The sequence below is a fragment of the Acrocarpospora phusangensis genome, assembly GCF_016862995.1.
GTDB lineage: Bacteria > Actinomycetota > Actinomycetes > Streptosporangiales > Streptosporangiaceae > Acrocarpospora > Acrocarpospora phusangensis.
This window is the reverse complement of sequence record NZ_BOOA01000041.1, coordinates 43,614-59,861: the sequence shown is the minus strand read 5'-3', so window position 1 is coordinate 59,861 and position 16,248 is coordinate 43,614. Positions and strand designations below refer to the sequence as shown.

Annotated in this window: 14 protein-coding genes; 2 read left to right on the top strand and 12 right to left on the bottom strand. The window is 70.7% G+C overall.

The features are described from left to right. Positions 1–4: 4 nt before the first annotated feature. The 4 genes from Aph01nite_RS23975 to Aph01nite_RS23960 are packed head-to-tail and all read right to left on the bottom strand — an operon-like array spanning position 5 to position 5,649. A complete protein-coding gene (locus tag Aph01nite_RS23975) occupies positions 5–2,590 on the bottom strand; it encodes a glycoside hydrolase family 78 protein (RefSeq protein ID WP_204043216.1) in 2,586 nt (861 codons plus the stop codon). Between the two features lie 13 nt (positions 2,591–2,603). Next, entirely contained in the window at positions 2,604–3,431 is an 828-nt protein-coding gene (locus Aph01nite_RS23970) for a carbohydrate ABC transporter permease (RefSeq protein WP_204043215.1), read from the bottom strand. Beyond that, positions 3,428–4,351 (bottom strand): carbohydrate ABC transporter permease, encoded by a 924-nt coding sequence (locus Aph01nite_RS23965; protein WP_204043214.1) that lies wholly within the window; start codon positions 4,349–4,351, stop codon positions 3,428–3,430. Before Aph01nite_RS23965 ends, Aph01nite_RS23970 begins: the two co-directional genes overlap by 4 nt. Next, positions 4,348–5,649 carry an ABC transporter substrate-binding protein gene (locus Aph01nite_RS23960; protein WP_204043213.1) on the bottom strand — a complete coding sequence of 434 codons (1,302 nt, stop codon included), beginning with the start codon at positions 5,647–5,649 and terminating at the stop codon, positions 4,348–4,350. Before Aph01nite_RS23960 ends, Aph01nite_RS23965 begins: the two co-directional genes overlap by 4 nt. A 249-nt stretch (positions 5,650–5,898) precedes the next feature. On the opposite strand from Aph01nite_RS23960, the gene Aph01nite_RS23955 reads away from it, so the two are divergent. Next, entirely contained in the window at positions 5,899–6,924 is a 1,026-nt protein-coding gene (locus Aph01nite_RS23955) for a LacI family DNA-binding transcriptional regulator (protein WP_204043212.1), read from the top strand. Here Aph01nite_RS23955 and Aph01nite_RS23950 read toward each other — a convergent pair whose 3' ends face one another. The 7 genes from Aph01nite_RS23950 to Aph01nite_RS23920 form a co-directional block, all read right to left on the bottom strand. Further along, a complete protein-coding gene (locus tag Aph01nite_RS23950) occupies positions 6,925–8,019 on the bottom strand; it encodes a hypothetical protein (RefSeq protein WP_204043211.1) in 1,095 nt (364 codons plus the stop codon). Further along, the gene (locus Aph01nite_RS23945) at positions 8,016–9,272 is read right to left on the bottom strand and encodes a glucarate dehydratase family protein (RefSeq protein WP_204043210.1); all 1,257 of its coding nucleotides are present in this window, start codon (positions 9,270–9,272) and stop codon (positions 8,016–8,018) included. Before Aph01nite_RS23945 ends, Aph01nite_RS23950 begins: the two co-directional genes overlap by 4 nt. Before the next feature lie 17 nt (positions 9,273–9,289). Next, positions 9,290–10,192 (bottom strand): 5-dehydro-4-deoxyglucarate dehydratase, encoded by a 903-nt coding sequence (locus tag Aph01nite_RS23940; RefSeq protein ID WP_204043209.1) that lies wholly within the window; start codon positions 10,190–10,192, stop codon positions 9,290–9,292. 24 nt (positions 10,193–10,216) lie between these two features. Beyond that, a complete protein-coding gene (locus tag Aph01nite_RS23935; RefSeq protein ID WP_204043208.1) occupies positions 10,217–10,972 on the bottom strand; it encodes an IclR family transcriptional regulator in 756 nt (251 codons plus the stop codon). Between the two features lie 94 nt (positions 10,973–11,066). Continuing rightward, positions 11,067–11,927: a carbohydrate ABC transporter permease gene (locus Aph01nite_RS23930; RefSeq protein WP_204043207.1), complete on the bottom strand. Its 861-nt coding sequence runs from the start codon at positions 11,925–11,927 to the stop codon at positions 11,067–11,069. Between the two features lie 11 nt (positions 11,928–11,938). Next, positions 11,939–12,784 carry a carbohydrate ABC transporter permease gene (locus Aph01nite_RS23925; protein ID WP_239161917.1) on the bottom strand — a complete coding sequence of 282 codons (846 nt, stop codon included), beginning with the start codon at positions 12,782–12,784 and terminating at the stop codon, positions 11,939–11,941. A 23-nt stretch (positions 12,785–12,807) separates the two neighbouring features. After that, a complete protein-coding gene (locus Aph01nite_RS23920) occupies positions 12,808–14,115 on the bottom strand; it encodes a sugar ABC transporter substrate-binding protein (RefSeq protein WP_204043206.1) in 1,308 nt (435 codons plus the stop codon). 148 nt (positions 14,116–14,263) lie between these two features. Here Aph01nite_RS23920 and Aph01nite_RS23915 point away from each other — a divergent pair, with 148 nt between their 5' ends. Continuing rightward, complete coding sequence (locus Aph01nite_RS23915) at positions 14,264–15,049, top strand: NAD-dependent epimerase/dehydratase family protein (protein ID WP_239161916.1); 786 nt, start codon at positions 14,264–14,266, stop codon at positions 15,047–15,049. 1 nt (position 15,050) lies between these two features. On the opposite strand, the gene Aph01nite_RS23910 is transcribed toward Aph01nite_RS23915, so the two are convergent. Beyond that, on the bottom strand, positions 15,051–16,220 hold the full coding sequence (locus tag Aph01nite_RS23910; RefSeq protein ID WP_204043205.1) for a type 1 glutamine amidotransferase family protein: 1,170 nt from the start codon (positions 16,218–16,220) through the stop codon (positions 15,051–15,053). Positions 16,221–16,248 lie beyond the last annotated feature (28 nt).

Below are 16,248 nucleotides of genomic sequence, written 5' to 3'. Positions count from 1 at the left end.
TTGCCTAACTCCAGGTGGCCTCCCCGGGGATTCTGGCGACGAACGTGTGGGTGCCGGAGCCTGCTTCGGCAGGTGGGGAGCCCGGAAGGTCGATTTCCGCGGTCGTGTTGGGGGGCACGGTGGCGGTGACGGTCAGGACGCCGCCGGTGAGATTCCAGGCGACCGAGGCCGGCCCGTACGGCGTGTCGAGGTCCGCGGAGGCGTGGGTCAGGCCGCCGCCGGGCCGGGGGGCGACGCGCAGGCGGCGGTAGCCGGGGGCGGCGGGCGCGAGCCCGGCGACGACGCGGTGGAGGAAGTCGGCGACCGCGCCCAGGGCGTAGTGGTTGAAGGAGGTCATCTCGCCGGGGTTGACGCTGCCGTCGGGCAGCAGGCTGTCCCAGCGTTCCCAGACGGTGGTCGCGCCCATGGTGACCGGGTAGAGCCAGGAGGGGCATTCCCGCTGGGTGAGCAGGCGGTAGGCGGTGCCGTACGCGCCGGCGGAGACGAGGGCGTCGCAGATCAGCGGCGTGCCGACGAAGCCGGTGCCGATGCGGTGGCCGTCCAGTTCGACGAGTTCGACCAGCCGGCGGCCGGCGCGTTCGCGCTGCTCGGGTTTGTCCAGCAGGTTGAAGCGCAGCGCCAGCGCGTACGCGGTCTGGGTGTCGCCGGCGAGCCGCCCGGCGGGGGTGACGAACTCGGCCCGGAACGCCTCCCGGACGGCGGCGGCGAGGGCCCCGTACCCGGCGGCGTCGTCGTCATGGCCCAGCAGGGCGGCGGTGTCCGCGAGGATCTGCGCGGTCCACGCGTGGTACGCGGTGGCCACGAGCGTGTGGTCGGTGCGGGACCGGCCGGGGTCGTCGGCCGGCGCGGCCGGGTCGAGCCAGTCGCCGAACTGGAATCCTGTGTCCCAGAGGCGGCTCTCCCCCGCGATCGAGGCGATCTGGTCCACCCACGCCTGCATGCTCGGATACTGCGCGCGCAGGATGCCGAGGTCGCCGAAACGCTCGTACAGCACCCAGGGGACGATCACCGCCGCGTCGCCCCAGGCCGCGGCGGGAGCGGCGGCGAAGCTCAGCTGGATCCACGGCACGTACGGCGGGACGGTGCCGAGCGCGGACTGTTCCGCGGCGAGGTCGGCGAGCCAGGAGGTGAGGGCGCCCGCGCAGTCGTACAGGAAGGACGCGGCCGGGGCGAAGACCTGGAGGTCGCCGGTCCAGCCGAGGCGTTCGTCGCGTTGCGGGCAGTCGGTGGGCAGGTCCACGAAGTTGCCGCGCATGCTCCAGACCACGTTCTCGTGCAGGCGGTCGAGCAGCGGGGCGGAGCCGGCGAAGCGGCCGGTGCGGCGCATGTCGGTGTGGCAGACGACGGCCTCCACGTCGGCCGGGTCGAATTCGCCCGGCCAGCCGATGATCTCCGCGTAGCGGAAGCCGTGCACGGTGAAGCGCGGCTCCCACTCCTCGACGCCCTCGCCGCGCAGCGTGTAGCGGTCGCAGGCGGCGGCGTGGCGGAGCGGGCGCAGGCTGAGCGCGCCGTCCTCCAGGACCTCGGCGTGGCGGAGGGTGACCATGTGGCCGGCCGGGCCCTGGACGCGGATGCGGAGACGGCCGGAGATGTTCTGCCCGAAGTCCAGGATGCGCTCGCCGGCCGGGCCGGTGAGGACCACGGCCGGGCGGAGCGTCTCCACCCGGCGGACCGGCGGTCCGGTGGGGGCGACCAGCAGCGCCGGGTCGTGGTCGAGCAGGTCCACCGGGAACCAGGCGTCGTCGTCGAAGCCGGGCGCGGACCAGCCCGCGGGGAGCAGCCGGGCGTCGTGCTTCTCGCCGTCGTACAGGCTGGTGGCGGTGATCGGTCCGGGGGCGCAGCGCCAGCGGCCGTCGGTGGCGATCGTGTGGGTGGCGCCGTCGGTGTAGGTGATCTCGAGTTGGGCGATGAGGGCGGTGCGGTTGCCGTACAGGCCGGTCCTGCCGCCGTGGAAGCCGAGGCGGCCGCGGTGCCAGCCGTCGGCGAGGGTGGCGCCGATGACGTTGCGCCCGGCGCGGATCAGGCCGGTGACGTCGTGGGTCCGGTAGCGCAGGCGGTGGGAGTAGCTCGTCCAGCCGGGGGCGAGCACCTCGTCGCCCACCACCTCGCCGTTGATCTCCATTTCGTGTACGCCGTGCGCGGTCACGTACAGCCGCGCGGACGCCACCGCCGCACGCGCGGTGAAGGCCCGGCGCAGCAGCAGAGCGGGCCCGTCGGGAGGACCGAGCAGGGCGAGCGGCGGCGCGGCGGCCCGCGCGGTCCACTCCGCCGGATCCAGCAGCCCCGCCTCCGCGTACGCCCAGGGACTCCACGCGCTGATGGACCCGTCCTGCCCGTACACCCGGACCCGCGCCCCCCGCCGCTCCCGGGAACCGAGCGGCGCCCCCGGCCACGGCACGAGCACCGACTCGCCGGACTCGACGACACCGGTCGCCGTCCCGTCGGTGAGCTCGATCTCGTACGCGCGCTGGAGCCACCCGGACAGATCGGTGCCGACCCGCCACGACAGCCGCGGCGCGGCCTCGCCGATGCCCAGCGTGGTGCGGTGGTGCTCGAAGGACGGAGGTTCGACGGTGAGAAAGGTGATCACGGGGCTCCTCTGGTCAGCCCTTGACGGCGCCGGCGGTCATCCCGGCGACGATCTTGCGGTTGAAGAAGACGAAGGCCAGCAGCGGCGGAATCGTGATCAGCACGATGTCCATGAACAGCAGGTTCCACTCGGTGCTGTACTGGCTCTGGAAGTTGTAGAGGGTGACCTGCACGGTGGCGTTCTCGTCGCCGGGCAGGAAGTAGAGCGGGTTGACGAAGTCGTTGAAGACGGTCACCGACATGGTGAGGATCACGGTGATGGTGACCGGCCGCAGCAACGGGAAGATCACCCGGAAGAACAGCGACAGCCCGGTGCAGCCGTCGATCATGGCGGCCTCGTCGAGCTCCCGGGGGATGCCCGCGATGAAGGCCCGGAACAGCAGCACCGCGAACGACAGGCCGAACGCGACCTCGACCAGGATGAGCCCCGGCATGGTCTTGAACAGGCCGAGCGCCTGGAGCAGCCAGATGGTCGGCACGATGGCCGGCGGGATGATCAGCCCGGACAGCACCAGGAAGTTGGCCAAAGCGCCGATCCGCCCGGCCCTGCGCTGCAGGACGAACGCCGCCATCGCCGCGAACACCACCGTGATCGCGACCGAGCCGACGGTCAGGACGGTCGTGTTCAGGTACGCCCGCAGCAGCACGTAGTCGCGCGCCGACACCACCTCGGCGATGTTGGCGACGATCGGCCAGCTGGTCGGCCAGGAGAAGTCCAGTTCGGCGGCCTGGACGCTGTCCTTCACGGCGGTGAGCAGCATGAACGAGAACGGGATGAGGAAGACGACGCCGGCGACGACCAGCGCGACGACCTCGGCGGTGACGCGGCGGAAGGTTCTCACGCGATCTCCCTGCGGCCGAGGAACCAGGAGAGCGGGATGACGATGGCGCTCACCACGAGGAAGAGCATCACGTTGCCCGCGGTGGACAGGCCGTAGAAGCCGGCCTGGTACTGCTTGTAGATGATCGACGCGATGACGTCGCTGGTGAAGCCGGGGCCGCCGCGGGTCATCGTCCAGATGAGGTCGAAGGAGCGCAGGCCGCCGATGAAGGACAGGATGATCACCGAGTAGGTGGCGGGCCGGCTCAGCGGCAGGGTGACGTGGCGGAAGCGGTGCCAGGCGGTGCCGCCGTCCACCTCGACGGCCTGGTAGTAGTCCGGCGGGATGGACAGGATGCCGGCGATGTAGATGACGGTGGCCAGGCCGACGCCCTTCCACACGTCCACCAGCGCGACCGACAGCAGCGCGGTGGTGGCGTCGCCGAGCCAGTCGTGGCCGGAGACGCCGACCAGCGCCAGCGCCCGGTCCACCAGCCCGGTGTCCGGTTTGAGGAGCACGCTGAAGGTGATGCCGACGGCGACCGTGCTCACCAGGACCGGGAAGAAGACGACGGACCTGAGGAATCCGCGCAGCCGCAGCCTGGACGTGAGCAGCACCCCCAGCAGCATGCCGAGCACGACCTTGAGGCCGCTGGTCAGGACGGCGTAGACGAGGGTGTTCCGGAACCCGATGCTGAGGTTCTGCTCGGCGAAGAAGTCGGCGAAGTTCTCCAGCCCGACGAAGGTGCTGTCGAAGAGGGTCCACCGGGTCAGCGAGAAGTAGAACGCCATGACCGTCGGAATGAGGAAGATCACCACATAGACGATCCCGGCCGGCAGGTAGAACGCGTACGGGTAGGCCGCCGCCGCTTTGCGCCGCTGGGGCCGGTCGGGCTCGGCCGGCCCCGCCTTCGGGCGGGGCCGGGTGTCCTGCTTCGTCACCACCCCGCGAGCCCCAGCTGCTTGGCCTGCTTCGCCACGTCCTGGTCGTACTGCGCGGCGCCCTCGGCCGCCGGGGTCAGCCCGGAGCCGACGGCCACCGTGATCTGCTCCAGCGCCGGGCCCTTCACCGGGGACAGGAACTCCAGCGCGGGCGCGGTGGCGTCCCGGTCGATGTAGGCCTGGAGGTCCTTGGCGACCTGGATGGCGTCCTCGGGCAACTTCGACCCCTTCACCCGGTACGGCCCGGCCGGCGCGACCGCCTTCGTCTGCGCGTCGGTGCCGGCCGGGGACGCCACGAACGCGAGGAACTTCTTGACCGCGGCCAGGTGCTCGGTGCTCCTGGCGACGTACACGGCGGCGGGCTCCCAGATCGTGGCGCCGTTCCTGGCCGGGTCGTCGCCCGGGATGCCGAAGAAGCCGATGTCGGTGGCGACCTGCGGGTAGTCCTTGAGCAGCGGCGGGAGCAGGAAGGACAGCATCGGGTAGTGCGCGCCCTTGCCCTCGACGAGCATGCGCAGGCCCTCGTCCAGGGTGGCCGAGCCGAAGCCCTTGTTGAGGAAGCCCTTCTGGTGCACGTCGGCCAGGCGCTGGAAGCCGGTCATGGCGGCCGGGGTGGCGGCGTACTTGGCCTTGTTGGCGGTGTAGTCGGCGGCGAAGTTCGGGAGCGCGGTGTGCACGTTGTAGAAGTCGCCGAGGACGAACAGCTGGGAGGTCCAGGTGTCCTTGAAGGTGGAGATGACGGGGGTCAGCCCGGCGGCCTTCACCTTCTCGTTGTTGGCGGTGAACTCGGCCCAGGTCTTGGGCGGCTGGAGGCCGAGGTCGGCGTAGACCTTGCGGTTGTAGAGGATGCCGCCGCCGCCCGCGGTGCTGATGGGCACGCCGTACGCCTTGCCGCCCTGGGTGACGACGGAGAGGTAGGAGTCCTGGACGTTGGCCAGGGCGGGGTCGCCGGTGAGGTCGGCCATGGACTGGGCCGGGTTGAGGGCTTGCAGGAGCGAGCCGGAGTTGTACCAGAACATGTCGGTCATGTCGCCCGTGGAGAGGCGGGTCTTGACGACGTTGTCTCCCTCGGTGCCCTGCGGGCGGGTCTCGATCTCGATCTTGATGTCGGGGTTGGCGGGCTGGAAGGCGTCCACCACGGCTTTGGCCGTGGCCAGGGTGGTTTCGCTGTTGTCTACGAGGAAGGTCAGGGTGACCGGCTCGCCGGCGGCCGGGGCCGGGTCGCCGCCGCACGCGGCCGTGGTGGCGAGAGCGAGTGCGGCCAGGGCCGCGCCGAGCCTGCCGTGGAAGGTCTTCATGACGCCCTCCGGGGTCGTTTGAATCGTTTTAAGGCCCCCCGTCGCGAGTTAACGTAGGCGTAACCTCGCGCGGTCGTCAAGACTGAAAATGGGTAACGATTCCCAACCGTGATTCACGTGTATGGTGCTGTGCCTGAGGAACAGGTCCGCAAGAAATGGGTAACGTTACCCATCGCTGTCGCAGGCCGGAGGGGCGGCTCCTACACTCGACCTGGTACTCGGGGATCTCGACGGTTCACGGAGGTGGGCATGGTCACGCGGCGCCGGGTCACGATCGCCGATGTCGCGCGCCACGCGCAGGTGTCCACGACCGCCGTGTCGAAGGTCCTGCGCAACGCGTACGGGGCGAGTCCGGCGATGCGGGACCGGGTCAGGGCGGCCATCGACGAACTCGGCTACCGGCCGCACGCGGCGGCCAGGGCGATGCGCGGGCGTACCTTCACGATCGGGGTGCTGCTGCCGCACATCCGCAACCCGTTCTTCGCCGACATCCTGGACGGGCTGAGCGCGCAGGTCGCGGAGACGGACTACCAGGTCATCATCGTGGCCGGCGGCGCCGGGCTGAAGGAGGAGGTGCGCGCCATCGAGGCCCTGGTGGACCGCCAGGTGGACGGCATCCTGATGATCGCGCCGCTGACCTCCCGGGCGGATCTGGACAAGGTGGCGGAGACGATGCCGGCGGTGGTGCTCGGCCGGCACGAGAAGTCCACGGCGTACGACGCGGTGGACGACGACGACGAGTACGGCGCGTCGCTCGTCGTGGAGCATCTGATCGGGCTGGGGCACCGGCGGATCGGGCACATCTCGCAGAAGGACGCGAGCCGCGGGCGGCGGGCGGCGTTGCCGTACTCCATCCGGGAGGAGACGTACACGCGGGTGATGCGCGAGCACGGGCTGGGCGACGAGATCGCCGTCGCCACGACGTCCTGGACCGAGGAAGGCGGATATATCGGGACACGCGAGCTGCTGGCTCGCTCCCCCCGGCTGACCGCGATCTTCGCCGGGGCCGACCAGGCGGCGTTCGGCGCGCTGGCCGCCGTGCACGAGGCCGGCCTCTCCGTGCCCGGCGACATCTCGGTCGCCGGTTACGACAACACCCGGATGGCGGCCCTCGACCACATCGCGCTGACCAGCGTGGACCAGGACGGCGTCGTCATGGGCCGCACCGCCGGACGCCTCCTCCTCGAACGCGTCGAAGGCCGCACCGCCTCCGTCCGCTTCTCCGTCACCCCCACCCTGGTCCCCCGCCGCTCAACCGCCGCTCCCCCCGGTTGATCAGCCCTTCAACGCACCGGCCAGCGCGGCCAGCCGCCCGGGCGAAGCCAGCCCAAGATGATAAACGTGCAGCTCGTCCGCCCCGGCCTCCCCCAGCGCTCTGAACGTGCGCCCCAACGACTCCGGGCAAACCGCCTTCGGCGGCAGAATCGTCGTGTACGCTCCGAGCCTCCGCCCCGGCTCCACCAACTGAGCCACGTTCGCCGTGGCTTCCTCATCACTCCCCCAGCACAAGGCGACGACCCCGCCCAGCCCTCTGCCGGACGTTGAATCGGTAAGCGGGGAAAACGAACCGGTGGCCCACGGGTCCGCAGAGGCATGCAGCCGAATCGACAGGTTGGTGGCGGCGGTCACGCTGTGCAGCAGGGTGGCGGTCAGGTTCAGTCGTGCTTCGCGGACAGGACCAGCCAGCTCCCCGAGCACGCCTTCCAGCGAGGAATCGGGGGCGGGCGCGTCGACGGCAGCCCGGACGCGGGCGCGGAGCGTGTCTGGATATTTCCGGACGCAGGCGGTGCAGAAGCAGAGCGAGAGGAGGGCGGCCTGGGTGGGGTCCCAGTCGGCGGCGGGGGTTTTGTCGTGGACGCTCTGGTGGGTGACGCCCATGGGACCGCACGCCTCCAGGATGATGCCGTCGGGCTCGCCCAGTTCGGCGACCTCGGCGACCAGGCGGGCGCAGTACTCCACGACGTCCTCGTGCGCCGGGCAGAGCGCGTGCGGGTACATGTCGCCGAAGGCGTTGCGCACGGTCAGCCCGGGGTGGGCGTCGCCGAGCAGGCTGTTGTGCGTGAGGACCGTCCAGGCGTGCACGGGAAGGCCGGCGGCCCGGAGCGCGTCCCGGGCTTGGATGAAGGCGTCGGGTGCGGTCCACGACAGGTTCCGCGGGACGAGGGCGCCGAAGGCGGAACGCCGTACGGGCAGGTAGAAGGCGGAGTGGGAGACCTCCAGGACGCGGTGGGCGGGGTGGAAGGGGGTGGCGGCGCGGGTGGAGTGGTAGGAGACGGCGAGGGCGATGGCGTCCACGCCGGTCGCCGCCAGGCGTTCGGGCGCGGCGGGGTCGCCGACGATGTCCCAGGGGAAGACGTAGCCGAAGTTCACCAGCGCGGCCTCGTGGTGGGGAACGACGGGTCGAAACGGCGGATGTAGCCGGTGTCGTCGCGGGCGGTCAGGCCGCACTTCAGGTACTGCTCGTGCATGACGGCGAGCGCGTCCCGGTCGAGCTCGATCCCCAGTCCGGGCGCGGTCGGCACGGCCACGGCGCCGCCGGAGAACCTGAGCGCGCCGGGGGCGATCACGTCCTGCCCGTCCTGCCAGGGGGTGTGGGTGTCGCAGGCGGCGGCCACGTTGGGAACGGCGGCGGCCAGATGGGTCATGGCCGCCAGGCTGATGCCGAGGTGGGAGTTGGAGTGCATCGAGAGCGCGATGCCGAACGTCTCGCAGAGGCGGGCCAGCTGCACCGACCGGGCCAGGCCACCCCAGTAGTGGTGGTCGGAGAGCAGCACCCCGATCGCCCCCTGCGCGATGGCGGGCGGCAGATGGTCGTACGTGACCACGCACATGTTCGTGGCCAGCGGCATGGGCGCCTCGGCGGCGACGGCCGCCATACCGGGAATGCCGGCGGTGGGGTCCTCCAGGTATTCGAGGGTGCCGTCCAGGGCGCGGGCGATCCGGATCGAGGTCTCCACCGACCAGACCGCGTTGGGGTCCAGGCGCAGCGGGAGATCGGGGAACGCGTCGCGGAGCGCGAAGATGGCGTCGGCCTCCTCGTCCGGCGGGAGCACGCCGCCTTTGAGTTTGATCGAGCGGAAGCCGTACTCGGCGATGAGGAGGCGGGCCTGGGCGACGATGCCCTCGGGGTCGAGCGCGGGCCCGAAGCGGTCGTCCGGAGCGCCCGGGTGGCCGGACCATTTGTAGAAGAGGTACGCGCTGTACGGGACGGCGTCCCGGACGGCTCCGCCGAGCAGGTCGGAAACCGGCCGGCCGATGGCTTTGCCCTGGATGTCCAGGCAGGCGACCTCGAACGGGGAGTAGACCCGATCGATGCTCTTCTCCTTGGTCGCGACCCCGGTCAATCCGTGCAGGTCGCTGACGGCGTCGCCCACCACGGCGGAGACGCGGGCGTGCAACCGGTTCTGCGCGTAGACGTCGAACCCGATCAGCGCGTCGGCCGCCTCGCGGACCTTCTCCAGATGGGCGAGGTCGCCGTAGGTCTCCCCCAGCCCGGTCAGCCCCTCGTCGGTGACGACCTCGACGATCGTGCGCAGGGCCCAGGGTTCGTGCACGCCCGCCGCGTTGAGCAGCGGCGGGTCCCGGAACGCGACCGGGGTGACCGTGATCTCTCGGATCTTCATACCGTGGCTCCCGTCAGTCATGAGGCGATGTCCAGGCCCGCTTCGAGCAGCCTGCCGAGTGCCGCGACGTGCTCGGGCGCGGCGTCCACGAGCGGCGCCCGGACGCCGCCGACGTCCAGGCCGCGCAGCCGGGCCCCCGCCTTGACCAGGGAGACCGCGTATCCGGGCACCCGGTCGCGCAGGTCCACGAGCGGCAGGTAGAAGTTGGTCAGCAGATCCTGGGTGAGGTTCTCGTCGCCGCTGGTGACGGCCTTGTAGAAGGCCAGGGCGATCTCGGGGGCGAAGGCGTACACGGCGCTGGAGTAGAGGGGGACGCCGAGGCCGCGGTAGGCGGGGACGGTGAGCTCCGCGGTGGGGAGGCCGTTGAAGAAGGTGAACTCGCGGCCGGCCGACTGCCGGACGCGCAGGATGATGCGCTGGAGCAGGTCGATGTCGCCGAGGCCGTCCTTGAAGCCCGCCACGTTCGGGATCGTGGTCAGCTCGACGGCCGCCTCCGGGGTGAACCGGGCGCTGCCGCGCTGGTAGACGATGATCGGCAGCTCGGTGACCTCGGCGATCTGGCGGACGTAGTGGACCAGCCCGGCGGCGGGCGCGGTGACCAGGTAGGGCGGCATGAGGAGCAGCCCGTCGGCGCCGGCCTCCGCGGCCGCCAGCGCGCAGGCCCGCGCGAACGGCAGCGACCCGCCCGCCCCCGAGATCACCGGCACCCGCCCGTCCACGACGCGGACGGTGGTGGTCACCACGTCCGCGTACTCGCTCAGGCTCAGCGCGTTGAACTCGCCCGTCCCGCAGGCGGCGAACACGCCTCCGGCCCCGGCCGCGACCCCGGCCGCCACGTGCTCGCCGAGCACCGGGCGGTTGAGGCCGCCGTCCGCCCCGAACGGCGTGACCGGGAAGAACAGAACACCGTCAAGACGCATGGTTTCCCCCAATTCGATGTGGCGCTAGCGGATGCCCTCCCGGCGCAGGGCGGTGGCCAGGTTGCGGGTGTGCTTGAGGACCGCGGCGGCGATCTCCTCCACCTCGCCGGGAGGCAGCCCGGCGGGCATCGAGCAGCTGATGGCGTCGGTCGCCGGGATGCGGTAGTCCACCGCGACCGCGACGCAGGCCACGCCCGGGGTGCCCTGCTCCCGCTCGTACGCGTAGCCGCGGGCGCGCACCTGGTCGAGTTCGGCGGTGAGGCGGCCCAGGTCGGTGATGGTGTGCCCGGTGAGCCGGCCCAGCGGGGCGGGCAGCAGGGCGCGCACCTCGTCGTCGGTCAGCTGGGCGAGCAGGACCTGGCCGAGGGCGGTGACGTGGGCGGGCAGCCGGCGGCCGACCCGGGGGATCAGCCGGTGGAGTTCCCGGGACTCGCGGGTGGCCAGGTAGAGCACGTGCGCGTCGTCCCGCCGGGCGAAGTGCACGGTGTGGCCGATCTCCTCGCGCAGGTCCTCCAGGGTCTCGTGGGCCAGCGGGAGGGCGAGGTCCTTGTCCAGGTAGGCGGTCCCGGTCAGCAGCGCGTGCGGGCCGATGCCGTACGCGGAGCCGCTGGCCTCGATCCATTTGAGCTCGGCGAGGGTGCGCATCAGCGCGTGCAGGCTGCTCCGCGGGAAGCCGGTGAGCTGCTGGAGTTCGGAGAGGGTGAGTCGCTGCGGGGAGGCGGCGAGGGCTTCGAGAATCCGTACCGTACGTTCGGCGGACTTGACCAGCTGGGGCTCCATCGCTGTCCCATTTCCGTCGTTGTGCAATTTGACGGCCAGAATACCGGATGCCGTCCATATACATGGACACATGGTGGCGTAGAGGCATTGACACCTATCCTTTGATCGCGCCGCTGGTCAGACCGCGCATGAACTGGCGCTGGAAGGCCAGGAAGGCGATCACCGAGGGCAGCAGCGCCAGCAGCGAGGCCGCCAGCAGCACCCCGATGCCGACCTCCTCGTCGGACCGGAGCGAACGCAGCGCGATGGGCAGCGTCCAGTGGCCGGGCTCGTTGGCCACGATGAGCGGCAGCAGGTACTGGTCCCAGATCATGGTGAAGCCGAAGACGCCGATCACGCCCAGCGCGGGCCGGCAGAGCGGCAGGATGATCGTGAAGAACGTGCGCAGCTCCCCCGCCCCGTCGATCCTGGCCGCCTCCTCCAGCTCGACCGGGACCTCCTTCATGAACTCGGTCATGACCAGGATCGAGAACCCCCACGCGCCGACCGGCAGGATCATCCCCAGGTACGTGTCGATCAGGTTGGCGTGGATGAGCGGCAGGTCCGCCAGCACCAGCGAGAGCGGGATGGCGATGATCTCCTCCGGCAGCATCATCGTGGCCAGCATGATGAGCAGCACGAACGTCATGCCCCGGAACCTCTTGCGGGCCAGCGCGTACGCGGCGAAGACGCTCACCACCATCTGCAGCAGCAGGCCGAAGCCGACCACCACGAACGAGTTGAGCAGGTAGAGGTAGACGTTCTTCTCGCCCGCCTGCGCGAAGTTCTCCAGGGTGAGCTCGTCCGGCCAGAGGGTGAAGGCGGTCGGGTCGAGCGTGGTGCTGAAGGCGCTGACCAGGAGGCCGAAGAGCGGTCCGGTGAAGACCAGGATCATCGCCGCGTACAGGACGAACCTGGCTACGGCGGCGAGCGGGCCCTTCTTGGCGTCCAGGCCGAGCGCGGTGTCGAATCTCACGGTGTCCGATTTCACTTCGCCTGCCTGCGGCGCATCAGCTGGACCACCAGGGTGAGGGCGAGCGTGGCCGCGAACAGCACGACGCCGCCCGCCGACGCGACGCCCAGCTCGTTGCGCTGGAATCCCAGCTTGTAGACGAGGGTCATGATGACCTCCGAGGAGCCGTTCGGGCCGCCGTTGGTCAGCACGTACACCTCGACGAACACCCGCAGCCCGCGGATCGCCGCGAGCGTGAACAGGATCCAGAAGACCGGGCGCAGGGCGGGCAGGGTGATGTGCAGCAGCCGGCGCCTGGTGCTCGCGCCGTCGACGGCCGCGGCCTCGTACAGCGTGCGGTCGATGCCCACCAGACCGGCCAGGAAGATCATCATGTCGTACGGCGCGCCGCGCCAGATGTTCATGCCCATGATCGACCAGAGGGAGGAGTGCTCGCTGGCCAGGAACGGCTGGGGGTCGATGGCGATCCAGCCCAGGATCGTGTTGAGCAGGCCGGTGTCCGCCGGGTGGTACATGATCCGCCAGACCTCGGCGACCGCCGCCATCGTGGTGACCACCGGCAGGAAGACCGCCGCCCGGACGAACCAGAGGTATCGCGCCGGCCCCTCGATCAGCAGCGCGAGGCCGAGCCCGAGGACGAGCGACCCGCCGGTGGTCCCCACCGCGAGGAGCAGACTGTGCCCGACCGCCGCCGCGAACGCGTCGTCGGTCATGATCGTGCGGTAGTTGTCCAGGCCCACCCATTCGTCCCCGAGGAACGGCTGGACCTTGAAGAAGCTCTTCCACAGGCCCAGCGCCATCGGGATGAACTTGAAGTACAGGAACAGCAGCAGCGCGGGAGCCAGGAGCAGCCACGCCACTGCCGTACCTCTGCGGGAGTGCGTCACGACGCCTTCTGCGCCTGCAGTTCCGCCGTCAGCTTGGTCGCCAGGGCGTCCATGCCCGTCTTGACGTCGGCCGAGCAGTCGGCCCAGACGGCGTTGATGGCGTCGGCGGTGGTCTGCCGGATGGGCGCCCAGTTGGGCACCGCCGAACTGTAGACGGCCTCCGCGTACGCCTCCTGGAAGACCTTCCAGCCGGGCGCCTGGCGTTCCGCGCCCATGTCCACGGTCGTGTTGACCGGGAGCCGGACGATCGCGCCGGGCGCGTCCTTGTTCATGCCGATGCGCTGGCCCTCCGCGGAGACCGCGAACTCGGCGAACTTCTGCTGGCCCGCCTCGTCGGCCGAGCCCGCCATCAGGTAGACGTTCTCGCCCTCGCCGAGCGTGCCGGGGCCGCCGGACGGGCCCTTCGGCACCTTGAGCACCTCCAGCTTGTCCGCCCCGATGGACTGCTCGAACCTGGCCAGCACGTACGGACCGACCAGGTAGATGCCGCCCTGGCCCTTCTCGAACACCTCGTGGGTGACGGTGGTGTCGTTGCTGACCGCGCCCGGGTTGACCGTCTTGGCCACACAGAACTGGTCCTGCATGAACTTGACCGCCTCGACGAACTTGGGGTCGGCCACGGCGGGGGCGAACTTGCCTGCGCCGTTGGGGGTGAGGAAGGTGGCGCCGTTGGCGTAGATCATGGAGGAGGCGTACCAGGAGGCGTAGCCGCGTTTGGTGCCCGCGGGGGCGACGAAGCCGTAGGTGTCGGCCGCGCCGTTGCCGTCCGGGTCGTCCTCGGTGAACGCCTTGGCCATCGCGGCCAGGTCGTCCCAGCTCTGCGGGGGTTGCAGGCCGAGCTTCTCGCGCCAGTCCTTCCGGACGATCAGCGCGAACGACTGGGCCGAGAACGGGGCCGCGTAGTACTTGCCGTCGCTGCCCTGGGCCGCCTGCCAGGCGCGGTCGGCGAGCTGGTCACCGCCCTTCAGCGCGGCCTTGTCGACCTCGCGCAGCCAGCCCTGGGTACGCATGTTGCCGAGCTGGGCGGTGTCGTTGATGACGATGTCCGGCAGGTTCCGCTGCGCCGCCTGCTGCTGCAGCTTGGTCTCGAAGTCGTCCAGCAGGGCGACGACCTTGGTTTGCACGCCGCTGGCGGTGGTGAACGCGCCGGCGAGCTTCGTAGCGGTTTTGGCGGCGTCGGAGTCCGGGGCCTGCCGGATCCAGATCTCCAGCGGGCCGGCGGCGGCGGGCTCGTCGGAGCCGCATCCGGTGACCGCTGCCGCGAGTGCCATGGCGACCACGGCTCCGAGCAGATGGCGTGACATCAGACCACCTCGTGTTCACATACATGGACATGTTTCGGGAGCGTGACGCGAGTTCATGTGAACGTAACTAGTCTGGAAATTTCCGTCAATGGGTTGGAATGGATTCATGTATGTGGATTTTTGTCAGGGACGTGTACAACATGGGTACATGCGCATCCTGATGACCGGGGCCGCCGGAAAAGTGGGGACCCTGCTGCGTCCCCTGCTCGCCCGCGAGGGCCGTGAGCTCCGCCTGGCCGACCGGGTCCCCATCGACTCACCCGACGCGGTGGTCGCCGACCTCAACGATCCGGACGCGATGGCGGCGGCCATGCGCGGGGTGGACGCGGTGCTCCACCTCGGCGGCCAGAGCCGGGAACGCCCGTGGGCCGACATCGTGCGCGCCAACATGGACGGCACCCACACCCTGCTGGAGACCGCCCGCCTCGCCGGCGTACGGCACGTGGTCCTGGCCGGCAGCCACCACGCCGCCGGCTACCACACCCGCCCCCCGGACGGCGCCGACCTGCCGGACTACGCCTACCCCCGCCCCGACACCTTCTACGGCGTCAGCAAAGTCGTCATGGAGGCCCTCGGCAGCCTCTACCACGACCGCTACGGCCTCAACGTCACCGTCATCCGCCTCGGCACCTGCATGGAAGCCCCCGCCGACACCCGCTCCCTGGCCACCTGGATCTCCCCCGCCGACTGCGCCCGCCTCGTCGAAGCCGCCCTCGTCGCCCCCGGCTTCCACATCGTCTGGGGCGTCTCCGCCAACAAACGCCGCTGGTGGTCCCTCGACGAGGCCCTGGCCATCGGCTACACCCCCCAGGACGACTCAGAAACCCACGCCCCCACCCTCCTATCCCAAGAAGGCGACCCCGACCTCACCCACCCCCTCCACCACCGCGCCGGCGGCATCTTCACCCTCAACCCCCTCGGCGGCACCTGGTGACTCAGGTTCTGGGGATGGACCAGCGGGGGCCGGTGGGGGTGTCGTCGATGTGGATGCCGGCGGTGTGGAGGGCGGTGCGGAGGGCGTCGGCGAGGGGGTAGTCGCCGGAGCGGCGGAGGTCGGTGCGGAGGTGGAGGAGGGCGTCGGTGAGGGTGGTGAGGGTGCGGGCGGCCTGGGCGTGGTCGGCGAGGCGGGTGATGAGGTGGCGGAGGGTCTGGCGGGCCTGGGCGACGCCGCCCTCGTCCTCCTCGGTGTCGGCGGACCAGGCGACCAGGTCGGATTCGAGGTCGAGGACGGCGCGGCAGGCGGAGGCGGGGTCGTTGGCGGTCAGGGCGGTGGTGAAGCGGGTTTCGTGGGTTTGGATGAGTTCGGCCAGGGTGGTTTGGGGGGTGGGCGGCTCGGCTGGAGCGGGTGGCGCCTGGGGGAGGGTGGTTTCGCCGCTGGTGAGGTGGCGGAGTTCGGTGAGGGGGAGGGTGAGGCCGGCGGGGAGGCGCAGGTCGGCGCCGTGGCGGCGGATGGTGACGGCGCCCCGGCCGGCGACGCGGACCTGGTCGGTGGTGAGGTCGATGACGGCGGCGGTGTGCTCGTCGATGCCGAGCACGGCGGTGCCGTCGGGGAGTTCGGGTTCCATCCGCGACAGGCGGCGTTCACCGAGGTAGCAGAAGCGGGTGTCGTGGGTGCCGCCCTCGGCGTTGTCGTAGTGCGGGATGACGACGACCTGGAGGCCGAGCGGGCTGAGCAGGTCCAGGCCCTCCCGCCAGTGCGGCTCGGCGCCGACCTTGTAGATCTCGTAGACGGGCACGGTCGCCACGCCTGCCGTACAGGCGGCGGCGGAGGCGAGGACGGTCACGCCGTGGCGGTTCCGCACGCGGGTGCGCAGTTCGGCGGCGGTCCCGGAGTCGAGCCAGCGGTCCAGCGCGTACGTCGGGCTGCCGGGACCGGAGAACACCCAGTCCGCGGTGGCGACCTCGCCCCCGACCTCGACGTCCAGGCCGACGCTCCGGGCGAAGTACGCGCGAGCGCGGGCGGAGATGTCGGCGGCGTTCTCCTGGAACGCGTACGGGGTGTCGAGCAGGACGGCCCGGGGGCGCGCGCCCAGGGGCCTGATCGCGGAGCGATGGGTCTCGACCATGGTCGGGCTGGTCTCGCCCGAGCCCATCAACATCAACACGCGACATGATTGTTGTTGCATACTGTTC

Bases quoted from the DNA above. Each gene is read 5' to 3' on its own strand.
- Aph01nite_RS23960 (WP_204043213.1), bottom strand. From the start codon at position 5,649: ATGAAGACCTTCCACGGCAGGCTCGGCGCGGCCCTGGCCGCACTCGCT.
- Aph01nite_RS23955 (WP_204043212.1), top strand. From the start codon at position 5,899: ATGGTCACGCGGCGCCGGGTCACGATCGCCGATGTCGCGCGCCACGCG.
- Aph01nite_RS23945 (WP_204043210.1), bottom strand. From the start codon at position 9,272: ATGAAGATCCGAGAGATCACGGTCACCCCGGTCGCGTTCCGGGACCCG.
- Aph01nite_RS23920 (WP_204043206.1), bottom strand. From the start codon at position 14,115: ATGTCACGCCATCTGCTCGGAGCCGTGGTCGCCATGGCACTCGCGGCA.
- Aph01nite_RS23940 (WP_204043209.1), bottom strand. From the start codon at position 10,192: ATGCGTCTTGACGGTGTTCTGTTCTTCCCGGTCACGCCGTTCGGGGCG.
- Aph01nite_RS23915 (WP_239161916.1), top strand. From the start codon at position 14,264: ATGCGCATCCTGATGACCGGGGCCGCCGGAAAAGTGGGGACCCTGCTG.
- Aph01nite_RS23935 (WP_204043208.1), bottom strand. From the start codon at position 10,972: ATGGAGCCCCAGCTGGTCAAGTCCGCCGAACGTACGGTACGGATTCTC.